22 protein-coding genes are annotated in these 22,689 nt (G+C 52.2%); 4 read left to right on the top strand and 18 right to left on the bottom strand.

Going from position 1 to position 22,689, the window contains the following annotated elements:
- Positions 1-35: 35 nt before the first annotated feature.
- The 13 genes from murA to M467_RS21035 form a co-directional block, all read right to left on the bottom strand.
- Entirely contained in the window at positions 36-1,337 is a 1,302-nt protein-coding gene (gene murA, locus M467_RS21095) for a UDP-N-acetylglucosamine 1-carboxyvinyltransferase (protein WP_021066144.1), read from the bottom strand.
- A gap of 246 nt (positions 1,338-1,583) precedes the next feature.
- Positions 1,584-1,802, bottom strand: a complete 219-nt coding sequence (locus M467_RS21090) for a DUF1146 family protein (RefSeq protein WP_021066143.1) — start codon at positions 1,800-1,802, stop codon at positions 1,584-1,586.
- A gap of 199 nt (positions 1,803-2,001) precedes the next feature.
- A complete protein-coding gene (locus M467_RS21085; protein WP_021066142.1) occupies positions 2,002-3,198 on the bottom strand; it encodes an EAL and HDOD domain-containing protein in 1,197 nt (398 codons plus the stop codon).
- 173 nt (positions 3,199-3,371) lie between these two features.
- Entirely contained in the window at positions 3,372-3,782 is a 411-nt protein-coding gene (locus M467_RS21080; RefSeq protein WP_021066141.1) for a F0F1 ATP synthase subunit epsilon, read from the bottom strand.
- 28 nt (positions 3,783-3,810) lie between these two features.
- Positions 3,811-5,229: a F0F1 ATP synthase subunit beta gene (gene atpD / locus M467_RS21075; RefSeq protein ID WP_021066140.1), complete on the bottom strand. Its 1,419-nt coding sequence runs from the start codon at positions 5,227-5,229 to the stop codon at positions 3,811-3,813.
- A 34-nt stretch (positions 5,230-5,263) separates the two neighbouring features.
- On the bottom strand, positions 5,264-6,121 hold the full coding sequence (gene atpG, locus M467_RS21070; RefSeq protein ID WP_021066139.1) for an ATP synthase F1 subunit gamma: 858 nt from the start codon (positions 6,119-6,121) through the stop codon (positions 5,264-5,266).
- A gap of 36 nt (positions 6,122-6,157) precedes the next feature.
- The gene (atpA, locus tag M467_RS21065) at positions 6,158-7,666 is read right to left on the bottom strand and encodes a F0F1 ATP synthase subunit alpha (RefSeq protein WP_021066138.1); all 1,509 of its coding nucleotides are present in this window, start codon (positions 7,664-7,666) and stop codon (positions 6,158-6,160) included.
- Positions 7,667-7,684: 18 nt separating this feature from the next.
- Entirely contained in the window at positions 7,685-8,218 is a 534-nt protein-coding gene (locus M467_RS21060) for a F0F1 ATP synthase subunit delta (RefSeq protein WP_021066137.1), read from the bottom strand.
- The gene (gene atpF / locus M467_RS21055; protein WP_021066136.1) at positions 8,218-8,745 is read right to left on the bottom strand and encodes a F0F1 ATP synthase subunit B; all 528 of its coding nucleotides are present in this window, start codon (positions 8,743-8,745) and stop codon (positions 8,218-8,220) included. Before atpF ends, M467_RS21060 begins: the two co-directional genes overlap by 1 nt.
- A 71-nt stretch (positions 8,746-8,816) precedes the next feature.
- Positions 8,817-9,029 (bottom strand): F0F1 ATP synthase subunit C, encoded by a 213-nt coding sequence (gene atpE / locus M467_RS21050; RefSeq protein ID WP_024370837.1) that lies wholly within the window; start codon positions 9,027-9,029, stop codon positions 8,817-8,819.
- A 78-nt stretch (positions 9,030-9,107) separates the two neighbouring features.
- Positions 9,108-9,845: a F0F1 ATP synthase subunit A gene (atpB, locus tag M467_RS21045; RefSeq protein WP_021066134.1), complete on the bottom strand. Its 738-nt coding sequence runs from the start codon at positions 9,843-9,845 to the stop codon at positions 9,108-9,110.
- The gene (locus M467_RS21040) at positions 9,845-10,273 is read right to left on the bottom strand and encodes an ATP synthase subunit I (protein WP_021066133.1); all 429 of its coding nucleotides are present in this window, start codon (positions 10,271-10,273) and stop codon (positions 9,845-9,847) included. Before M467_RS21040 ends, atpB begins: the two co-directional genes overlap by 1 nt.
- On the bottom strand, positions 10,270-10,497 hold the full coding sequence (locus M467_RS21035) for a hypothetical protein (protein ID WP_021066132.1): 228 nt from the start codon (positions 10,495-10,497) through the stop codon (positions 10,270-10,272). The genes M467_RS21040 and M467_RS21035 overlap by 4 nt, the downstream gene beginning before the upstream one ends.
- A 645-nt stretch (positions 10,498-11,142) precedes the next feature.
- Between M467_RS21035 and M467_RS21030 the strand changes: the two genes are divergently transcribed.
- From M467_RS21030 to M467_RS21015, 4 genes are all read left to right on the top strand, one after another.
- Positions 11,143-12,543, top strand: a complete 1,401-nt coding sequence (locus tag M467_RS21030; protein ID WP_052013668.1) for an FAD-binding oxidoreductase — start codon at positions 11,143-11,145, stop codon at positions 12,541-12,543.
- Positions 12,540-13,871, top strand: coding sequence for a (Fe-S)-binding protein (locus M467_RS21025; RefSeq protein WP_021066130.1), 1,332 nt, complete (start codon positions 12,540-12,542; stop codon positions 13,869-13,871). Before M467_RS21030 ends, M467_RS21025 begins: the two co-directional genes overlap by 4 nt.
- A 182-nt stretch (positions 13,872-14,053) precedes the next feature.
- On the top strand, positions 14,054-15,178 hold the full coding sequence (locus M467_RS21020) for an ABC transporter ATP-binding protein (protein ID WP_021066129.1): 1,125 nt from the start codon (positions 14,054-14,056) through the stop codon (positions 15,176-15,178).
- The gene (locus M467_RS21015; protein ID WP_021066128.1) at positions 15,175-16,761 is read left to right on the top strand and encodes an ABC transporter permease/substrate-binding protein; all 1,587 of its coding nucleotides are present in this window, start codon (positions 15,175-15,177) and stop codon (positions 16,759-16,761) included. Before M467_RS21020 ends, M467_RS21015 begins: the two co-directional genes overlap by 4 nt.
- Before the next feature lie 63 nt (positions 16,762-16,824).
- Here M467_RS21015 and M467_RS21010 read toward each other — a convergent pair whose 3' ends face one another.
- The 5 genes from M467_RS21010 to M467_RS20995 all read right to left on the bottom strand — a co-directional run bounded on the left by M467_RS21010 (position 16,825) and on the right by M467_RS20995 (position 22,681).
- Entirely contained in the window at positions 16,825-17,985 is a 1,161-nt protein-coding gene (locus tag M467_RS21010; RefSeq protein WP_021066127.1) for a GGDEF domain-containing protein, read from the bottom strand.
- Between the two features lie 156 nt (positions 17,986-18,141).
- Entirely contained in the window at positions 18,142-18,771 is a 630-nt protein-coding gene (gene upp / locus M467_RS21005; protein WP_021066126.1) for a uracil phosphoribosyltransferase, read from the bottom strand.
- A gap of 143 nt (positions 18,772-18,914) precedes the next feature.
- The gene (locus M467_RS31420) at positions 18,915-20,234 is read right to left on the bottom strand and encodes a glycoside hydrolase family 191 protein (RefSeq protein ID WP_021066125.1); all 1,320 of its coding nucleotides are present in this window, start codon (positions 20,232-20,234) and stop codon (positions 18,915-18,917) included.
- Between the two features lie 360 nt (positions 20,235-20,594).
- Positions 20,595-21,824, bottom strand: coding sequence for a hypothetical protein (locus M467_RS21000; protein ID WP_021066124.1), 1,230 nt, complete (start codon positions 21,822-21,824; stop codon positions 20,595-20,597).
- Between the two features lie 128 nt (positions 21,825-21,952).
- Positions 21,953-22,681, bottom strand: coding sequence for a hypothetical protein (locus tag M467_RS20995; protein ID WP_021066123.1), 729 nt, complete (start codon positions 22,679-22,681; stop codon positions 21,953-21,955).
- Positions 22,682-22,689 lie beyond the last annotated feature (8 nt).

The following is a 22,689-nucleotide window of genomic DNA, read 5'->3' as shown; positions in this document are numbered from 1 at the left end:
AGAAGAGTCTCTCCTCGCTCCTATGAGTCTATTAATTAGTTCTTAACCATCTCTTCGGCAACTTCGACGTTCCCTTGGATGCGCTCGATGTCAGCACCGAGAGCTTGCAATTTCTTGTGGAAGTCAACGTAGCCACGGTCGATGTGGTAGAGATCGCCCACGCGTGTCTCTTCGTCCGCGATGAGTCCAGCGAGGACGAGAGCAGCACCGGCACGAAGGTCAGTCGATACGACTTCAGCACCTTGGAGGCGAACGCCACCTTTGATGATGGCCGAACGGCCTTCGATTTTGATGTCTGCGTTCATGCGGCGGAACTCTTCCACGTGCATGAAGCGATTCTCAAACACTGTTTCGGTGATGACCGATGTGCCGCCTGCTTTCAAGACGAGCGCCATCATTTGGGCTTGGATGTCTGTCGGGAAACCAGGGTGTGGCATCGTCTTCACGTCGACCGGCTTTAACTCATCCGGTGCGATGACACGCATGCCTTCTGCTGTATCCTCGAACTTGACGCCCATTTCTTCCATCTTCGAGATGAGCGGACGAAGGTGCTCGCGCTCAGCGCCGATGACTTCGATGTCGCCGCCTGTGATGGCTCCTGCGACGAGGAACGTACCGGCTTCGATGCGGTCAGGAATGATTGAATGCTCAGCGCCATGAAGCTTATCGACACCTTCGATGCGAATCGTTTCTGTACCGGCACCGCGCACGTGTGCGCCCATACCGTTCAAGAAGTTGGCGAGGTCAACGATTTCAGGCTCTTTGGCGACGTTCTCGATGATCGTCGTGCCTTCTGCGAGGACGGCAGCCATCATGATGTTCTCTGTCGCGCCGACAGATGGGAAGTCCAAGTAGATCTTCGCACCTTTCAAGCGACCGTCAACTGAAGCTTCAACGAAACCGTTGCCAATGACCGTCTTCGCACCCATCGCCTCGAAGCCTTTTAAGTGGAGGTCAATCGGACGTGAGCCGATCGAGCATCCGCCCGGCATCGCAACACGTGCGTGGCCAAGGCGAGCGAGAAGAGGACCCATGACGAGGATTGAAGCACGCATCTTACGTACGTACTCGAGTGGCGCCTCGTCTTTGATTGTGCCCGACGCATCGACAGTGACTTCATTACTCGCTTCGTCAAATGAAACCTCTGCACCGAGGTGGCGAAGCACTTTGTTAATCGTGTACACATCAGCGAGGCGTGGCACGTTTTGAAGTACCGATTTTCCTTCACCTGCTAATAGAGTGGCAACCAATGTTTTGAGTACGGCGTTTTTAGCTCCTTCAACACGCACAGTACCTGACAATTTACGTCCTCCACGGACTACAATCAAATCCTTCATATCTCTCTTTGTCCTCCAACTTCGTTGATTTTTTGTTTTATACGTCGATATCCGTTACCGGATGTGGTTGTGTCGATTACTATGATGGTTTGTATTACGTGACGCTTCATCAGAGAGAAAAATAATAATAAAAGCAACCATAAAATTCTGATGAAAAATTTCGTCATGTCAGACGAATTTATCCTATCACGATAAACATATACGATACGTTACAGCAGGATTACAGTTTAGTAATCATTTCCCTGCCTACTGTAATGGTGCGAGTGCCTGAGCCAATCGGATATACTCCAAAAAGAACTGGGCGATCAGTGAACCGAAGACGACGGCCACGAGGACGCGCAAGACAGCAGCTTGCGGACTCCTCACTTGATTGAGCAAGCGGTCCCATTTGACCGGCATGAGCGCCCACCAAGCGACGTAGATCGCTACGACGTAGATGACGAGCGATAATACGGTGTTCAGCATCGACGATTCCCCTCTTTTCAAAAATTCGTACCATTTTTAATCATAGCATGACGCGTCAGAGAAAAAAAGACTTAGCGTTCAAGTGAGTGGTTGAATGGGTTCATCCGATCAACTCGCTTTCTCTCCATAAACCGCATACAAAAAAGGAACGTCAACCGGCGCATGGCCTTAGTACAGTAATTGACGTCCCTTCAACATTTCAAACATTATTCACTTCAGCATCATAAGTTTGGCTCCAACGGATGGCTTCGACGTAGTAACGAGACAAGTCCGGCATCGTCTCATCGACGTCCACCGTCAACTGCTCATAGGCGAGCACCGTATCGAGCAAACCGCGCAACTCGTTGTCTTCCCCGAGAAGCGCCGCTTTGACGACCGGTTCGACCGGAAGCTCCGAGACGAGCGTATGCATCGTCTCGTCCAAGATGACGTCAAGCGACGAGAAGATACCCGTGATGAACGCGTCGAACGCCGTCACGTGCGGCAGCGTCTCGGCCGCGATCAGTTCCATCATCTTGCCGCGGATGACACTCTGTTTAATCAATTCTTTCGATTCGGACGTCTGCAACTCACGCAACAACATCAAGTAGGACCAACGCCGCATCTCATCGAGCCCGATGCGCGCGACGGCCTGTTCAATCGATTGAATCGTGTGACGTCCCTTTTGATACACCGTGTTGACCGAGCGCAACATCTTATACGACAAGTCGACGCTTCGTTCGATTTGACTCGCAATCCGCCGAAAGTCCGGTTCCGGCTTATCAAGTTCCTTCAGCACTTCGACGAGCGTATGCCGGAGCGGATGGACCTCGGCGCCGTGGACGACCGTCGGCCGACTGAAGAAATAGCCTTGAAACATGTGATAGCCGAGCTTCTTGGCAATCTCATATTCGAACGGTGTCTCGATTTTCTCCGCTAGAAATTCGACGCGATGACCGAGGGCGTCGATGAGCCGTTTCTGTTGGTCGATCGGTGTCGCCTGGTAGTCGATTTTGATGATATCGGCAAGGCCGATGAGCGGTCGATACTTCTCTTCGAACACGAAGTCGTCGAGGGCGATCGTATAGCCTTTCCGACGTAACGAACGTAACGCCGCCAAGACTTTCTCCGTCGGTTCGACGTGTTCGAGTACCTCGACGACGAGCGTCTGCCGCGGCAACAAAGCCGGGACCTCGCTCTCAATCAAATTTTGCGGAAAGTTGATGAACGCCCTCGTCCCTTCCGTCAACTCCCGGAAGTTGAACACGAGATAGGCGTTATGAATCACGTCGGCGGTCGCAAGTGCGTCATCGACATGTTCAAATATATTTTTCTCGCTGCGGCGATATAACAGTTCATAGCCACAGACGCGTAATTTTTGATCAAAGATCGGTTGGCGCGCAACATAAACTTTCATCCCATTGTCTCCTTTACCGTAGTTCCCACCTATATTATCGGATAAGAGATGTCTGTCTTCCACTATTTGGGCGTAAAACTTTTGATGCTTTGGACCTATATATATAGAAGGAACGTGATTCATTCGGTCCATCCACAAAAAAATCTCCCCTGCGGCTGCAGGAGAGATGTCGGTTATTCTTTGATATCGCGAATGCTCAAACGGTTAATCGCTTTTTTGAGCGCGAGCTCCGCACGACGGAATTCGAGGTCCGAGAGTTTCGTGTCTTGAAGACGACGCTCGGCACGAACTTTCGCCGCAGAAGCGCGGTCGTAGTCGATTTTATCCGCCATTTCGGCTGTTTCAGCTAAGATCGTCACCGTGTCGGGACGAACTTCCATGAAACCGCCGCTGAGTGCGATCAGCGTGCGTCCACCATCTTCGTGGCGCAGTTTGAGAACTGAGATATCGAGCGGTGTCACCATCGGGATGTGTTTCGGTAAGATACCGAGTTCACCGGTCACCGATTTGGCGACGACCATCCGTGCCTCGCCCTCATAGGCTGCACCATCCGGGGTGACGACGTTGACGTGAAGAGTATTCATCGTCTAGTTTCCCCCTTCCGTGTAGGTCTTAGACCAACGTCTTCGCTTTTTCGATGACGTCTTCGATTGGACCAACGAGACGGAATGCATCTTCTGGAAGATCGTCGTGTTTACCATCGAGGATCTCTTTGAAGCCGCGAACTGTCTCTTTAACTGGTACGTACGAACCTTTTTGGCCTGTGAACTGCTCAGCCACGTGGAAGTTTTGTGACAAGAAGAACTGAATACGACGGGCACGGTGAACCGTGAGCTTATCGTCTTCAGACAACTCGTCCATACCGAGGATTGCAATGATATCTTGAAGCTCTTTGTAACGCTGAAGCGTCTGCTGGACGTTACGGGCTACTTCGTAGTGCTCAGGTCCGACGATGTCAGGCGAGAGGGCACGTGAAGTCGATGCGAGCGGGTCAACGGCTGGGTAAATCCCCATCTCCGAAAGACGACGCTCCAAGTTAGTCGTTGCATCAAGGTGAGCGAACGTTGTCGCTGGAGCCGGGTCAGTATAGTCATCGGCTGGTACGTAAACCGCTTGAATCGATGTGACCGATCCTTTAGCTGTTGACGTGATTCGCTCTTGAAGCATACCCATTTCCGTTGCGAGTGTTGGCTGGTAACCTACGGCAGATGGCATCCGACCGAGAAGGGCCGATACTTCCGAACCTGCCTGTGTGAAACGGAAGATGTTATCGACGAAGAGAAGAACGTCTTGTCCTTGCTCATCGCGGAAGTATTCTGCCATTGTAAGACCCGTCAAGGCTACGCGAAGACGCGCGCCAGGCGGCTCGTTCATCTGACCGAAGACCATCGCCGTTTGCTTGATAACGCCTGAGTCCGTCATCTCGTGGAACAAGTCATTTCCTTCACGCGTACGCTCACCGACTCCTGCAAATACAGAAATCCCGCTGTGCTCTTGCGCGATGTTGTTGATGAGTTCCTGAATGAGAACGGTTTTACCTACACCGGCACCACCGAAGAGGCCGATTTTACCACCTTTGATGTATGGTGCGAGAAGGTCGACGACTTTGATTCCTGTTTCCAAGATCTCAACTTTTGTCGACAACTCATCGAACGTCGGTGCGAGACGGTGAATCGGTGACCGACGGACAGTCGGTGACACTTCTTTATCGTCAATCGGGTTACCAAGTACGTTGAAGACACGACCGAGCGTCTCTTCTCCGACCGGTACTGAAATCGGTGAACCTAAGTCAAGTACTTCCATGCCGCGGCGAACGCCGTCCGTTGAGTCCATCGCAATCGTACGGACCGTGTCATCCCCAAGGTGAATCGCCACCTCGAGCGTCAAGTCGACACTGACATCTTGTGCCGATTCAGCCACGTGCGTGACTTTAAGGGCGTTATAGATGTTCGGTAAGTGGTTGTCGAACTTAACGTCGATAACTGGGCCCATGACTGCGACTACGCGGCCTTTCATGCCGTATTCGTTCATCGTGTTAGCCTCCTACAATCTAGAGGGCGTGCGCTTATTCAAGCGCAGCCGCACCTCCGACAATCTCTGTGATTTCTTGTGTGATCGCCGCTTGACGCGCGCGGTTGAACTTGAGCTTGAGTCCACGGATGAGTTCATCCGCGTTGTCTGTCGCGTTCGACATCGCCGTCATCCGAGCCGCGTGCTCCGATACTTTCGCATCGAGGAGCGCGCCGTAGATGAGTCCTTCCGCGTAACGCGGGAGAAGCGCTGCTAAGATCGTTTCTTCTTCTGGTTCGTATTCATACATCACATTAGATGCGGTCTGTTCGATATTCCCAAGCGGAAGCAATCGATCAATCTTCACTTCTTGGCTGATGACAGAGATGAATGAGTTGTAGCAAAGCTTCAATTCATCAATCTCGCCTTCACTGAACGCGCCGACCGTCTGTTTGACGATCTCTGCGACTTCAACGAATGATGGCTGGTCGTTGAGTCCTGTCATGGCACTGTACACCGGAATGTTACGTGCCTTGAAGAACTGAACGCCGACCTTCCCGATCACGTACAGACGATACTCGTCTGTTGAACCGTGTTTGGCTTTCAACTCGCGATACACGTCACGAAGGACGCTGGCGTTGTATCCACCAGCAAGTCCGCGGTCTGACGTGATGACGATATAGCCGGTCCGTTTGACGGGACGGACTTGAAGCATCGGGTGTGTTGCGCCTGAAGTACCGCCGGCAATCGACGAGATGACTTCCTGCAACTTGGTCATGTACGGCTTGAAGTTGGCGTTGCTCCCTTGAGCGCGGTTCAATTTCGAGGCCGACACCATGTTCATCGCTTTCGTGATTTGCTTCGTGCTTTGGGTCGAGGTGATCCGCATCTGGATCTCACGTAATGATGCCATTTCGATTCACCACCTTAATAGACGCTCGTCACCGGATTAAACCGATGGCGAGAACGTCTTTTTGAATTCCGTAAGTGCATCGACCATCGCCTCGTCAGCAGGAAGGTTTCCTGTTTGACGGATTTCACGGCAGAGGTCCGCACGGTTTTGGTCGAGCCATGCGTTCATTTCTTTTTCGAAACGACGGATGTCTTCGACTGGGACGTCATCGAGATGACCTTTCGTGAGAGCGTAGATGATGATGACTTGCTTGTCGACCGAGAGCGGTGCGTTCAAGTCTTGTTTCAAGACTTCAACGGTACGTTGTCCACGGTTGAGCTTCGCTTGTGTCGCTTTGTCGAGATCCGACCCGAACTGGGCGAACGCTTCGAGCTCACGGTATGACGCGAGGTCAAGACGGAGCGTACCGGCAACTTTCTTCATCGCTTTCACTTGAGCCGAACCACCAACACGCGATACCGAGAGACCGGCGTTAATCGCAGGACGTACCCCTGAGAAGAAGAGGTCCGACTGAAGGAAGATTTGACCGTCTGTGATCGAGATAACGTTCGTCGGGATGTAAGCCGAGATATCCGACGCTTGTGTCTCGATGAACGGAAGTGCTGTCAATGAACCGCCGCCGAGTTCGTCGTTCAACTTCGCCGCACGCTCAAGAAGGCGTGAGTGGAGGTAGAAGACATCCCCTGGGTAGGCTTCGCGGCCTGGAGGACGACGGAGAAGAAGCGAGAGCTCACGATAAGCTGCCGCTTGTTTCGAGAGGTCATCATATACGACGAGGACGTGTTGTCCGCGGTCCATGAAGTACTCACCCATCGATACCCCAGCGAATGGTGCGAGGTAAAGAAGTGGGGCTGGCTGTGAAGCCGATGCCGAAACAACGATCGTGTAATCGAGGGCGCCGTTTTGACGGAGCGTCTCAACTACGCCACGGACAGTCGATTCTTTCTGACCGATTGCGACGTAGATACAGACCATGTTTTCTTCTTTTTGGTTGATGATCGCATCGATTGCGAGCGAAGTCTTACCAGTTTGACGGTCACCGATGATGAGCTCACGTTGTCCGCGACCGATTGGTACGAGGGCGTCAATCGCCTTAATCCCAGTTTGGAGCGGTTCGTGAACTGACTTACGGGCCATAACGCCGTAAGCTTTACGCTCGATCGGGTTGTATGTGTCCGTCACGATCGGTCCGAGACCGTCGATTGGTTGTCCGAGTGGGTTGACGACGCGTCCGAGGAGCGCTTCACCGACTGGAACTTCCATGATGCGGCCCGTACGTTTTACCGAGTCGCCTTCTTTGATGCCTTTGTAGTCGCCAAGGATGATAATCCCGACGTTACCTTCTTCTAAGTTTTGCGCCAAGCCCATTACGCCGTTAGAGAACTCTACGAGTTCCCCCGCCATAACGTTATCGAGTCCGTATGCACGAGCGATACCGTCACCTACTTGAATGACTGTACCTGTCTCACTGACTTCGATTTCAGAACCGTACGAAGCGATCCGCTCTTTTAGCAGGGCGCTGATTTCTTCAGCTTTGATCGTCATTGAATTCACCCCTATTTCTTACGCATTCAACAATTCACGCTCGAGGCGTGTTAGTTTGTTTTCGATTGTGTCATCATACGTCGTGTAGCCGATCTGGACACGGAGTCCACCGATGACGTCTTCATCGACGACGTTCTTCAATTGAAGCGTCTTGTTCATCTTCTGACCGAAGACGAGTTCGACTTCTTTCAACTCTGTTGCCGACAACGGGTAAGCACTCGTGACGAACCCTTCGGCGATGCCACGGTAGTCGTTGATGTAATCAAGGACGTAGCGCGACAAGCCGCGAACTTCGCTCGCACGGTCGTTTTCGACCATGACGAGAAGTGTGTTGAGCACGATATCTGTCATGTCACCAAAGCTATGTGTTAAAAGCTGTGCAAGCTCGCTGTCACTGATTGCCGGATTCGTTAAGAGATCCGTGAGTTCAGGAGTCGCGTGGAGCACTTCATCGAGCAGACGCACTTCCGCTTCGACTTGGTCGAGCGTGCCTTGTTCCCGCGCTAAGTCGAAGAGCGCTTTGGCATAGCGTTTTGCTAACGATGTGTTCATCAGTTAGCACCTTTCGCTTTAGACAGGAAGTCTGTAACGAGGGCACGTTGTTTCACTTCGTCGCCTTTAAGGTCTGACTGAAGGACGTGGCGTGCGGCCGAGAGCGCCTGTGTGACGACTTCGGTCTGGAGCGATTGTTTCGCGAGCTCACGCTCACGTTCGATCGCTTTACCCGCCTCGATCTTGATTTGTTCGGCTTCCAAACGCGCCTGCTCCACCAAGCGTGCTTGTTCCGCTTCTGCTTGACGACGGCTTGAATCAAGCATTTCTTTCGATTCTGTACGTGCTGCACTTAATGCGTCACGTTGTTCGACTACATATGTTTCCGCATCTTTGCGGCTCTTTTCAGCGAGCTCAATTTCGTTCGCTACATACTCTTCACGCTGTCTCATCATTCCAAGGAGTGGTCCCCAAGCAAATTTCTTCAACAGGGCCAAGAGTACGAGGAATGTGAAAAGTGTAAAGATCATATCCAGGATGCGGAGGCCTTCGCCACCAGCACCAGCTGCAATCATCATCGTATCCATGCATACCCTCCTCTTGACTAAATAAGTGAGGGAGACACGCTCCCTCTTACGTTGTTCTCGTTAACTCGTAATCAAGAGTTGAGGAGAAGGAAACCGACAGCCACACCGATGATCGGGAGGGCTTCAACCAAACCGATACCGATGAACATTGTTTGACGAAGTTCGTTTTTGAGTTCTGGCTGACGTGCTTGTCCTTGTACTGTTCCGTATACGATGAGACCGTTACCGATACCAGCCGCGAGTGCTCCAAGACCGATAACGAGTGCTGTTGCGAGAAGATTCATTTGTTCCATTGTGTATATTCCTCCTAAAAGTTAAGTAAATAGTTTTTTTGTTCAACGCTTTGGCGAGACCTGCCCGAATTAATGCTCGGCAGAAGCTTTATGCCCGATGTACACCATTGCAAGCGTCAGGAAAATGTAGGATTGGATAACCCCGATAAAGATTGAGAAGCCTTGCCATAAAATCATTGGGAGAATTGCGAACACAGCACCGAGTGGGTTAAGTGCCCCTTCTGCGGTAATTGCGAGTCCCAAGATGATGGTAATCATGATTTCACCGGCAAAGATGTTACCGTAAAGACGCAGACCGAGCGTCAAGGTGTTCGCGAACTCCTCGATGAGCTTGATCGGCAATAAGAACCAGACCGGCTTCACGAATTCCGCCGAGTAGTGCTTCAAACCGTGTAGCTTCACGCCGTAATAGTGCGACATTGCAACGACGAGTGTCGACAATGCCAACGTGACGTAAGGATCGGCCGTCGGTGAGTTGAACCATAGATAGTGACCAGAAATGACGTTAAACGGTAGACCCATCAAGTTCGAGAAGAGAATGAACAAAATCAACGTCATTCCAAACCCGATGAAACGGCCCCCAGTCTTCCAGTCCATCGCACTCGAGATAATCCCGCGTGTGAATTCTGCGAAGAATTCCATTAAGTTCTGCTTACCAGTCGGCTTCATAGCCAAGCGTCGCGTTCCCCAAACGGCAAACGTAAATACGAGTAGTGATGCGATCAGCACCGTAATGACGTTCGTCCAGCTCCCATATAACGTATAATCTCCGAGTTGTAGAGAATATGTGGGAAACTCATGACCCATTAGTATTCACCTCTTTTCCTGCTGAGCTGGGCAAGTGTGAACTCGCCAAATTGTATGATGTGGCCGGCGATTAGACCAGTTACCACCGCAATCAGCGATACTCGATCCTCATAAAAGAGACCGACTATCACGGCTAGTGCACCGACTGCCATTCTTGAAACAGTCCCGTGCGACTTTGGGCGTCGTCCATGTTCGATGACGTCAAACATACGAATGACGCTTCGATTCTGCATATGTAGAATAATGAGACTGGCGACCCCACCTAGGAACAAGCCGAGAAATACCGGTTTGTACATAGGGACGATGAGCGCTCCGATGAGGAGAATGGCGAACCATCCGATAAACCACTTCGTATAGCGTTTCATCAACTGCTTTTGTGCTTTTCTGTCTGCTTGCACTTGTTGTAGTTCCGTTTGTTCTAGCTTCATTCGTCCTCTCCTGTCAGTAAACTTCGAAGGGTGAGAACAAGCGCCGTGATTCCGAGAGCCATCCCCAGAAACACCGACACATTCCAACCAAACGTGCCCCAAAACTCACGTCTCGCCCCGTATTGGCCAACGAGATAACCGATGACGATCGGTCCAGCGAGCGCGGTCGAAATTTGAGAGGCGAGCGAGGCGTAGGATAGGTAACGATTGTCTTTTTTCGTCATCCTGATCCTCCTTTCGAGCTGCCGAGCTTTCCGTCTTCTCCATCGAATTCACACTCGCGTGACCATCAAAAGTCACACAAGTTCAGAGTACTGGAAATGGCATAAGAAGTCAATGAATTTCACAATTATAAAAGCGCTTTAAATCAAGGTGTATCAAGGCTTTTACGCAGTTCACAAACTAAATTAAAATCGCTAAATTTTAAAAAAGTATGAAGAAACGGTGAAATAAAAATGTTGACTTTATAACATTTCACATTGCGAATCAGATGAAGAATAGTTCAGTTATACCTCCACGTTTTGGAAAACACAATGACAAACGGCTTACGTTCACAAAAGGTTTTGAAACGGACGTTGACCCGATTTTGAAATCGTTTTCATCGTCCTGTATCAGTATACCGATTATCTTTTTGTCATGTCGAGGGGTTCTGACGAATTTGTAGTGATGAATCTCACAGGGCGATTTTTATCGGCCACACGTCTGGAAATCCCTTCCCATCAAGCCGAAATGGGTGGACAATACCAGTTCGAATGGCTACGATTACGATGTAAGCGCTATCTAAAAATGTGTCGATTTTGTGACTTTCGAAACCGACGCCCGCATCATGAAAATTTTGATGCGTGTGAGGAGGAACTACCATGGACTGGATGAATCAATTACGTGAGGAAATCGGTGCCGACGTCGTCTTCACGGACCCGACGACTCGACTCGCCTATTCGTTTGACGCGACACCGAACTATCAGGCGATGCCCGACGCCATTGTCGCCCCCCGCTCGACCGAGCATGTTCAGGCTGTGCTACGACTTTGCCATACATACCGCATCCCGGTCGTCCCCCGTGGGTCGGCGACGAACCTTGCTGGCGGGACGACGCCGCTTTCTGGTGGTGTCGTCATGGATTTCCGCCATATGGACCGCATCCTCGAGATTGATGAGAAGAATTTGACGGTGACGGTCGAGCCGGGTTGCATCACTGCCCATCTAGCGCAAGCCGTCGAGGCGAAAGGACTGTTCTATCCACCGGATCCGAGCTCGATGAAAATCTCGACGATTGGCGGCAACATCAGCGAGAACTCAGGTGGGTTACGCGGATTGAAATACGGTGTGACGGCCGATTACGTGCTCGCGCTCGAGGCGGTGCTCCCGAACGGGGATGTCCTCCATACGGGCGGCAAGCTCGCCAAGGACGTGGCCGGGTACGATTTGACGCGTCTCCTCGTCGGCTCGGAAGGGACACTCGCCGTCATTACGCAAGCGACACTCAAGCTCATCCCGCTCCCCGAGACAAAACAGACGATGCTCGCTTATTTCGAGGACTTGGACAGCGCGGCCCGAACAGTGAGCCGCATCATCGAGAATCGCGTCATCCCGGCGACGCTCGAGTTCATGGACAAGAAGACAATCGAGGTCGTCGAGGCGTATGCGAACATCGGATTGCCGACTGACGTCGGCGCTCTCCTTCTATTAGAACAGGACGGCCCGCGTGACGTCGTCCGACAAGATATCGAAGCGATGCATGCCGTCTGCTTAGAAGAAGGTGCCTTGTCGGTCGAAGTGGCCCGAGACGAGGCGCATGCCGAGACGCTCCGCTACGCCCGGCGCATCGCCTTGTCCGCCCTCGCCCGACTCAGCCCGACGACGATTTTAGAGGATGCGACCGTGCCACGGAGCGAGATTGCCGAGATGGTCCGGCGCATCGAAGCGATTGGACGGGCGTATGACATTCAAATCGCCACGTTCGGTCATGCCGGGGACGGCAACCTGCATCCGACGGTCGCGACCGATGCCCGGAATCATGAGGAGATGGAACGTGTCGAGGCGGCGTTCGCCGATATTTTCGCTGCCGCGCTCGACCTCGGAGGGACGATCACCGGCGAGCATGGGGTCGGGGCGATGAAAGCACCGTATCTCGAATGGAAGCTCGGTCCGGCCGGGATAGACGTCATGAAAGGCATCAAGCTCGCCTTCGACCCGCACGGCATCATGAATCCGCAGAAGATGTTCGCCAAAGCGGCGAAAAAACGCATCGTCCAAGGAGGTAAATCATGAAACAGACGCCCGAACTCGCCACCCGCATGACCGAGAAGCTCGACTATGAAGAGATGCTCGGCTGCATGCGTTGCGGTTTTTGCCTGCCGACGTGCCCGACGTATATCCGCTCGAAAGACGAGTCCGCCTCCCCGCGCGGTCGCATCGCCATCATGAAAGGTGTCGTCGACGGATTGATTGAACCGGACGAGGGCGTCGAAAAGACGCTCAACGAATGTCTCGGTTGTCTCGCCTGTGAGCCGGCATGTCCGGCCGGGGTACGCTATAGCGTCCTGCTCGAGGACGCACGCGCCGCCATCACCGAACATAAACGTGCGACGGGACAAATGCCGGTCCGCGAGCGGCTCGTCCGGAAAGTCGTCTTTGACGGGCTGTTCTTGAATAAGGCGAAGATGGAGACGGCGACGGGCTTTCTCCGCTTCTATCAACAGTCTGGCGTCCAGACGCTCACTCACAAGCTCCGCATCCTCGATTGGTTCCCGGACCAGCTCCAGAAGATGGAGACGATTTTACCGACGGTCCCGCCGAAGACGGAGCGACGTCGACGCCCGGAGCGAATCCCGGCGACGGGAGCGACAACGGCCCGTGTCGCCTTCTTCAGCGGCTGTTTGATGGACACGATGTTCTATGAGACGAATGCCAACACGATTAAACTGCTCCAAGCGGCGGGCTGCGACATTGTCATCCCGAAAACGCAACAGTGTTGCGGGGCCTTACATGGTCATGCCGGTGAACAGACGGGTGCCATCACGCTCGCCAAGCAGAATATCGCAGCGTTCGAGGCCGAGGACGTCGATTACATCATCACGAACGCCGGCGGTTGCGGTGCGTTCCTCGTCGGCTATGACCATCTGTTAAAGCACGACCCGGAATGGGCCGAACGCGCGGAACGGTTCACGGCCAAGATTAAAGACTTCGCCTCGATTTTGATTGAGGTCGGCTTCCTCGACCGCGTACCGCTCTCCCTACCGGAGCAACTCATCACGTACCAAGACTCGTGCCACCTCCGCAACGTACAAAAAGGGGCACTCGCCCCGCGGGTATTGCTCCAGGCAATCGAAGGCGCCGTCTATATCGAACAGAAGCATGCCGATCACTGCTGTGGCTCGGCCGGCGTCTACAATCTATTGCAACCGGTGATCGCGAACGACATCCTCGAGATGAAGATGGGTCACGTGAACGCCACGGCGGCACAAACGATCGTGACATCGAACCCGGGCTGCCACATGCAGATGCAACTCGGCATTCAAGAACACGGGACCGACTCGATGCGAGCTGTCCATTTGGCAGATTTACTCGTCGAGGCGATGGACAATCATGCAAACTAACGTATTGAGAGGAAGACACTGGCTACACGTGTCCTCCTCTCTTTTTCATTTCGAATAAAAAAGATAATAATAATCCCCGCTTTATCAAAGGTTCAAACGCTTTTTTCGAAAAAAATGTTTACAATCATCTAACAACGGGCATATAAGGTTATGTGAAAATAATTACTGAAAAGGGTGACTGCATGATTGAGTTTAAACAAGTCAAGAAAACGTTCAAACAAACGACCGTCTTGAAAGAGATGAATCTCACGATCAACAAAGGTGAGCTCGTCGTCTTTATCGGCCCGTCCGGCTGTGGGAAGACGACCTCATTGAAAATGATTAACCGCTTGATCGAGCCGACAGAAGGCACGATTATCGTCAACGGCCAAGACACACGAAAAATGGATCCGATCGAATTGCGGCGCCAGATGGGCTACGTCATTCAACAGACCGGCCTCTTTCCGCATATGACGATTCGTGAAAACATTCAATTGATTGCGAGCCTCGAAGGACATGCCGAACAAGACATGGACGCACGCACCGAACACCTTCTCCGTATGGTCGGTCTCGACCCGGATCAGTTCATCGATCGCTATCCGAGCGAATTGAGCGGTGGGCAACAACAACGCATCGGTTTCGCCCGTGCCCTCATGAACGATCCCGAAGTCATTTTGATGGATGAACCGTTCAGCGCCCTTGATCCTGTCACGCGAAACGACCTCCAAGAAGAGCTGTTCAACCTGCAAGAAGAAGTGAAAAAGACGATTGTATTCGTCACCCATGATATGGATGAGGCGATCAAGCTGGCCGATCGCATTTGTATCATGCGCGACGGGGAAATCGTCCAGTTCGATACCCCGGAACAAATCCTTCGGAACCCGAAAGACGAGTACGTCGAATCGTTCATCGGGAAAAATCGAATTTGGAACAGTCCTGAATTCATCAAAGCGAAAGATATCATGATCACCGATCCGGTATCCATCAGCGGGAAACGGACAGTGCTTCAAGCGATTGAAATCATGCGTTCACGCAAAGTCGACAGCCTGTTGATCACCGACCGTGATCGCGTCCTCCAAGGACTCATCAAATTGAAGGACGTCCACAGCATCCAAGACAAGACGAAGCGACTCGAGGAAGTCATGAATACGAATTACGCCTTCGTCTCAATCGAGGACTCGCTTCTCGACATTTTAGACGTCATGAACACGAGCGACCAAGGGTACCTCCCTGTCGTCGACGGTTCAATACTTCACGGCTTGATTACACGCAGCAGTTTGCTTTCCGTCCTCAGTGAGCAATTCATGCAAGAGGAGGAAACGCTATGAACGCCATTCAATCATTTTTCGATTACTTCACGAGCAACACCGATCAAATCGGGACGCTCTTGCTCGAACACTTACAACTGACGGTGTTCGCCGTCTCACTCGCGGTGCTGTTAGGGGTACCGCTCGGGATTCTCATCTTACGGATTCCGCGCCTCGCGAAACCGATTCTCGGGCTGACGAGCGTTGTCCAAGCCGTACCAAGTTTGGCGCTCCTCGGTTTCCTCATCCCGTTCATCGGAATCGGGTCGACGCCGGCCATCATCATGGTCGTCTTATACTCGCTCCTCCCGATCGTGAAGAACACGTACACGGGCCTCTCGAGCATCCCGGGTGATACGCTCGAGTCAGCTAAAGGGATCGGCCTAACCGACCGTCAGATTTTGAGTAAGATTCAGCTCCCGCTCGCGCTCCCGATCATCATGGCCGGGATTCGCATCTCGGCGGTCACGGCCGTCGGACTCATGACCATCTCCGCGTTCGTCGGAGCCGGTGGTCTCGGCTATCTCGTCTTCGCCGGGATTCAGACCGTTGACAACAACCAAATCCTTGCCGGTGCCATCCCGGCCGGTCTGCTCGCACTGTTGATTGATTTCATCGTCAGCCGCATCGAGTACAAGGTCGCACCGAACGGCATCGTCCTAGCGGATGGCCGGATGAAGAAAAAGACGCGTCGTTCGGCGAAGAAAGTCACGAAACCACTCATCGTCATCGCGACGGCGTTCGTCCTACTCCTCGCCGGTTCAATTTACGCCTTCACCCGTGAAGACGACACGATTGTCGTCGGATCGAAAAACTTTACCGAGCAATTGATTCTCGGGAACATGGTCGCCGACTTGATTGAAGACAAGACAGACCTCGATGTGAAACGTCAATTGAACCTCGGCGGGACCCAGGTCGCTTTCAGTGCCCTACGGACCGGTGAGATTGATACGTACGTCGAATATACGGGCACGTTGTTCGTCGATGTATTGAAGCAAGAAGTCGAGAACGACCCGGACGTCGTCTACGACAAAGTCGTGAAACAAGTGAACGAACGTTTCGATATCCGCACGCTCGACCCGATCGGCTTCAATAACACCTACGCCATCGCCGTCAAACAAGAAGACGTCGACAAATACGGTTTAAAGACCGTCTCAGATCTCGCTGCGGTGAGTGACGAGCTCGTCTTCGGTCCGACAATCGAGTTCTCGAACCGGGAAGACGGATACCTCGGCTTGAAAGAAGCGTATCCATTCAACTTCCAGGACGTGAAACCGGTCGACGGCGGACTCCGCTATACGGCACTCATGAACAATGAGAGTAACGCCATCGACAGCTTCTCGACCGACGGCTTGCTTAAACGCTTTGATTTGACCGTCCTCGAGGACGACAAACAGTTCTTCCCGCCGTATTACGCGGTCCCAATCGTCAGCGAAGAGACGCTCGCCGAGCATCCTGAGCTCGCGGACGTATTGAACTTGCTGAGCGGGAAAATCACGGACGAGACGATGCAAGAGCTCAATTATCTTGCTGACGTCGAGAAACAACGTCCGGAGAAAGTCGCCCGCGACTTCCTTATCCAAGAAGGATTGATTGAACAATAAACCTATACGAAAGACGACCCTCCCGTTCGAATCGGGAAGGTCGTCTTTTTTCTGTGGCCGATTTTAACCTACGTTCGTCGCCTGACCGACCGAGACGCGGTTGCGCCCACTCTGTTTTGCTTGATAGAGGGCTTGGTCGGCCGCCTCAATCAAGTCGGTCTTATCGCCACTTGGCGTTGGCGCATGTTCGGCGACGCCGATGCTGACACTCACTTTTCGCAACGGGGTGTACATTTCGTGCGCGATGTTCAGTTTGAGCACCGCCTGCCGAATCCGTTCCGCGATTTCTTTCGGTTGCCGCGCGTGGCGTGGCCGCAGGAGCACCGCGAACTCTTCGCCTCCATAGCGGGCCGTCATGCCGTCTTCCCCGACCGCCTTGTCAATCGCGTTCGCCACCCGTTCGAGGCAAGCGTCTCCGGCCAAATGGCCGTATGTGTCGTTATACGTCTTGAACGCATCGATATCAAGCAAGAGGAGCGCAAGCACGTCTCCGGTATCGGTCGCTTCGTCCCACATCCGTTCTAACTTCTCGTCAAAAGCTCGACGATTCCAAATCCCGGTCAAGGCGTCATGGAGCGAGCGATGGATGAGCGCTTGTTTGCTGCGCTCGAGCCGGAACGTATGCATGAACGTCATCAACAGCAACAATGCGATGCCGACGACGATGAAGATGACCCATTTCGCTGAATTCGAGGCAGTTTCACTCCGAAGCGTGGCTTGTTGGATGATGTTGTCGATGTCTTCACGAAGGGCCGCATCGACGTCTCGGAACTGGTTGATATAATCGATGCCACTATAGCGACGCGCGTTCGCGGCGATGACGTCCCCCGCCTCGATGAGTTCGATTTGCGACGCATGGAACGCCTCCATTTTTTGAATGAGCGGCAACGCCTCGTCTTGAATCAATTCCTGCATGATCGGATGACGCTCGTCGAGTTCACGAATAATACGAATCGTCTCCTCCAATGATTGTTTCGTCGCCTCATACTGTTCGAGCGACTGCGTGTCTTGGTTATATGTATAGCCCCGGACCGATAGCTCTTGGTCGAGCAGTAACCGAAACAGCTCCGAGGCGGCGTTCGAAATCGGGATGGCTTCCTCGACAATTCGTCGATTTTCCTGCTCGATGTCCTGAAACGCGCTATAGCTCCAGACGCTCGTTAAAAACAACGCCATCAAGGAGATGAGTAAGTATCTTTGCAGTAGCGAGAATTTAGTCTTCATCGTGTCTCTTCCCTTATCCCGACATCGGACCGACTTACGGTCTCTTCCTCTTCTACTATCGGCCGTCTCTTCGATCGTCTCAACTAATTTGAATCGATTGGTGCACATTCCCACAAAAAAGAGAGGATCACCAGGATCCTCTCATCGGGTTCATGCTTATTTCGTTCCGAACAGACGGTCACCTGCGTCACCGAGTCCTGGTACGATGTAGCCGTGGTCGTTCAACTTCTCGTCAAGTGCGGCGAGATAGATTTCGACGTCCGGGTGTTCGGCTTGAACACGTTCCACACCTTCAGGGGCTGCACAGAGGCAAGCGAGCTTGATCGACTTGGCACCGTGCTTTTTAAGCGCGGCAATCGCGTCGGCTGCTGAACCGCCTGTCGCGAGCATCGGGTCGACGACGATGAAGTCACGTTCTGTGACGTCCGTCGGCAACTTGAGATAGTATTCGTGCGGCTCGAGCGTCTCTGGGTCACGGTATAAACCGATGTGACCGACTTTGACGTTCGGCATCATTTTGAGGAAGCCATCCACCATGCCGAGGCCTGCCCGTAAAATTGGGACGATTCCCAATTTCTTGCCGGCAATCATCTTCTGTGTCGATACAGAGACCGGTGTCTCGATTTCCACATCAGTAAGCGGAAGGTCGCGTGTAATTTCATATGCCATGAGTGACGAAACCTCGTCTACGAGTTCACGGAACTGCTTCGTCCCCGTCTCTACTTTACGCATAATCGTCATCTTGTGCTGAATCAATGGGTGGTCATAAACGTGTACTTTGCCCATCATGCTTCACTCCTCTCTCAATCTCTCTTGAGCATTGTACCCTAACTTTTCTGAGAAAGGTAGGGTCAACTTCTGTTTTTTAAGAGGTCAGACGAAACCCGAAGGAACGAAATCGATCCCTCGGGGTTCAGGTGACACATGGTTTAGAATTTGAAGAAGTTTAGGAAACCGGCCGTTTTGTGTTTCACTTTTCCGCACATGTTTCCTTTGGCGGCGTGATGGTCGTTAGACGAGCTGTGCTTGGCGGCATGCTTTTTAGCATGTTTTTTGGCATGCTTTTTCGCCTTCTTCTTCTCTTTTTTGTCTTTCTTCTCTTGCTTCCAGTCAGTTTTTGCTTTTTGTTTCGACTCGGTCGGTTTGTCCGTCGAGGCATCTGCTTTCGGAGCTGAGACTGGCTTTGTGACTGGCTTTGTCGCCGTTTCTGTCACAGGTTTCGTCGTTGTCGTCGCAGCCGGTTTCGTTGCTGTCGTCGCAGCCGGTTTCGTTGCTGTCGTTTCAGCTGGCTTCGTCGTTGTCGTTTCAGCTGGCTTCGTCGTTATCGTTTCAGCTGGCTTCGTCGTTGTCGTCGCAGCTGGCTTCGTCGTTGTCGTCGTAGATGGCTTCGTCGTTGTCGTCGTAGCTGGCTTCGTCGTTGTCGTCGTAGCTGGCTTCGTCGTCGGTGCTACTGCGACCGGTGCCGTATCCTGTGTGCGCGTCACGAGACCTGCGTTCCAGTTCACGTAAGCATCCGCTTCGTGGAAGTGGATGAATCCAGAATCTTTGGCGAGCTTGTGGCTGTCCGCGCTAAGACGTGTCGAAATCGTGAGCGTCTTAACTGAATGCTTCGCGTCGACCGCTTGTAATTTCTTAATCATGTTTTGTGACCAAGCGTCGCTCTTGATCGTGTCGGCGTTGAAACTCTCCCACATGATGCCGTCGACGTAAGGTGCCGTTGACGTTTCCAACGTGTCAAAGCCCCAGTTTTGGACCATGGCGATCTCACCATAGCGGGCCCGTGCTTGCTTCAAGAAGTTGACGAGTCCGTCACGTTGCTGCTTGAGCACGGTCGGATTGTTCAAATGTTCGTTATCGATATCACCGACCGTATCCATGAATACGCCATCGATGCCTTTGGCGACGACTTGGTTCTGGATTTCCGTGAGGAGCAACCCTTGGAAGTGCGGTGAGGCGATGTTCGTCAAGTACGAATCCCATTCCGAGTAATGGACACGTTGTCCGTTACGCGTAAAGAAGTCACCTGACTGAAGTTTTGACATGAGACCCGTGTTCCATGTCGCGACTTCCATGACGCTAATATATCCGAGTACTTTTGTCCCGCGTGCTTTGATTTGCTCCACTTGCGCTTTCGTATAATGGAGCGGTTCAATGATGACGAGGTCATAGTTTTGCATATCTTTCAAAATCGCTGCCGTTGGATGGCCATAATACACTTGATAGTTCTTCACACCGTCGAGTGGGTTCATGGTTTGTGCCCCCGTTTTAGACATGTTCAGACTAACAATCAACAACACTACCGTTAGAGACATAATTAACTTTTTCAATTTCACTACCTATTCCTCTCCTGATGACTGACAAAACGTGGTGACGGACGATGATGGTTGAATGGAGTTGTGTCTCGTTGCTCCCCCTTTTCTTATATTCAAATGACGAGAAGGTTAGTGCTGTGTGTTTTATGGATGTATCGGATTCGTGTATGTAATGTTGAACCTTCGCAAAAAAAATTATAGGATAGTTTTTTACGAAAACATAGTGTCAATTTGACAACAAAAACCCGTCTCACGACATGAAAGTGTCATGAAACGGGAAAAGGATTAGTTTTTAGCTTATATGTAGGTGTCCAATAATTCCTCTAATTCCAGTTGATCAATCAAATAGACCCGCTTCGTCTCGACGTCCATCAGTTGAAGGGTATCTTTCCCTTCCTCGGTCCAAACGTCGAACCGTTGCTCGGTCAACTGCTCATATAACGCGAGCGTCCCACGTCGTTCGCCCGTCGGTGCGGCACTCGTCGTCTTCACGCGGGACAACAGCTCGAACAGTTCGTGCGTGTTCGGGCCGCCGAGGTGGGCCGTCTTCGTCTCCGTCTCGTACGTCGCCAACCGCATCGCCTCTTTTTGCTCCGATGTGATCGTCAATTCACCGGCGCCTGGTCGTTGGACGGTCCCCCATACCTCGATCACGGTATCATAACGAGTCGATAAGACGGCCGAGTCCTGCTCCGAGACGTCCTCGATCGGCTCATCCGCGAGCACGATTCGTTTCAAGAGCCTACGTCCTTCGGCATCTAAATTGAAGACAGCTTCCATCGAGTCAATTTGCACGTACTCACTCGACAGCGAACTGGGTAATACGGTTCGGTCCCACGCCTGTTCTGTACCCATCTGGAGGGTGATCCGTTGATCGGCCAACTGGGTCAAGAACGCCACGCCTTCATTCTTACCGCTCTCGAAGACGAACAGTCCCGGTTCAATCAACTGTCCCGTCTCGGCACCGTCTTGATAGACGTGATAGGTGACATGAAGCGCACCACGGTCCGGTGTGTGATACCGGAAGACCGAACCCGGAACAATCGTCTCATGCGTCTCGTTGACCGCGAAGGCGCGCGCCACGGTCGTGATGTCTGGTTCAGGAATGAACGATAACGTGCTCCCGACATCGACCTCCCTCGGCCCTGAACCGGCCGCGGACTCGAACGCCTCGATTCCATCGGTACGGAAGACGCGCTCATTTTGTTCGTTGCTGTTCAAACAAGAGACGTAACGCTCGTCCCCGCTCCGCCAATATTTGACGGTCTTGCTACCTAATTCGTCATAGAAGGGGTGGCGGAATGTGATGGCCGCCAATTCGGCCCGACGCGTCGGCAACACGTCTGTCGGTTGCCGCTCACAGTAATTCAACAGTCGCGTCTTCAACGCAGACGTCAACGGAATGTCTTGGTCTTGTTGAATCGCATACGTCGACAGCGGTCGTAAATTGAGCGCATTGATTTCATTCGTCCCGCATCCACTTAACAGTATGACGGCTATACTCATCAGTCCGATGACGTTTTTCATCCCGTCCCCTCCTTTCACATTTATTTGGTTTGAATCGCCTAAAATTTTCATTTTCACCTTATCATACAATAATATTTACGACTCTTGTTAGAAGAATAAACAAAAAATGCCACTTGCGTGGCATTTTTTTAGTCGTCGTCGCGATCATCATCTTGATCATCGTCACGGTCGTCATCTTGGTCGTCATCATTTTGATCGTCGTTTTGATCATCTTGATCGTCTTGGTCATCCCGGTCATCGTCGCGTTCAATCTCTTTCACTTGCTGTTGAAGGTTCAACTCGAGTTTGACCCGGTCACCGGCTTTTGGCGCCTCGTCGTCAAGCTCGTAGCGGCTCGCGAGTTTGAACGTCTCTGACTTGCCCTCACGTTCGATGGTCACGTCACGATCCGACAGGCTGACGAACGTGCCATAGATGTCGAAGTCGTCACTTTCACGGTCGACTTCCTTCACTTCTTCGTTTTGATTGAATTCGAGTTTGACGCGGTCACCGGCTTTCGGTGTGTCGTCGTCAATCTCATGACGGGCCGCGAGCGGATACGTCGATTCTTTACCGCTGAAGCTGATCGTCACGTCACGGTCTGATAGGCTGACGAGGGTACCATACAATTCATAATCATCGTCATCGACCGAACGGACCGGCGTATCGTTCGATACTGATCCTTCTGACGAAGTGGCTGCTTCTTGACTCGCATCATCTTGCGCATCGTCTGCGGCATCATCGGTTCCGCTGTTCACGCTATCGACCGCGCGCGGGACGATGACCGTGTCCGTCTTGTCGTTCGCGACATACAACCCAATCCCGGCGACGGCTAGTACCGCCAACCCGACTCCTAAAATCCATCCGATTAGTTTCATGATGTTTC

The organism is Exiguobacterium chiriqhucha RW-2, assembly GCF_000416965.1.
In the GTDB taxonomy this organism is placed as follows: Bacteria; Bacillota; Bacilli; order Exiguobacteriales; family Exiguobacteriaceae; genus Exiguobacterium; species Exiguobacterium chiriqhucha.
This window is presented reverse-complemented; position numbering and strand designations above follow the sequence as displayed.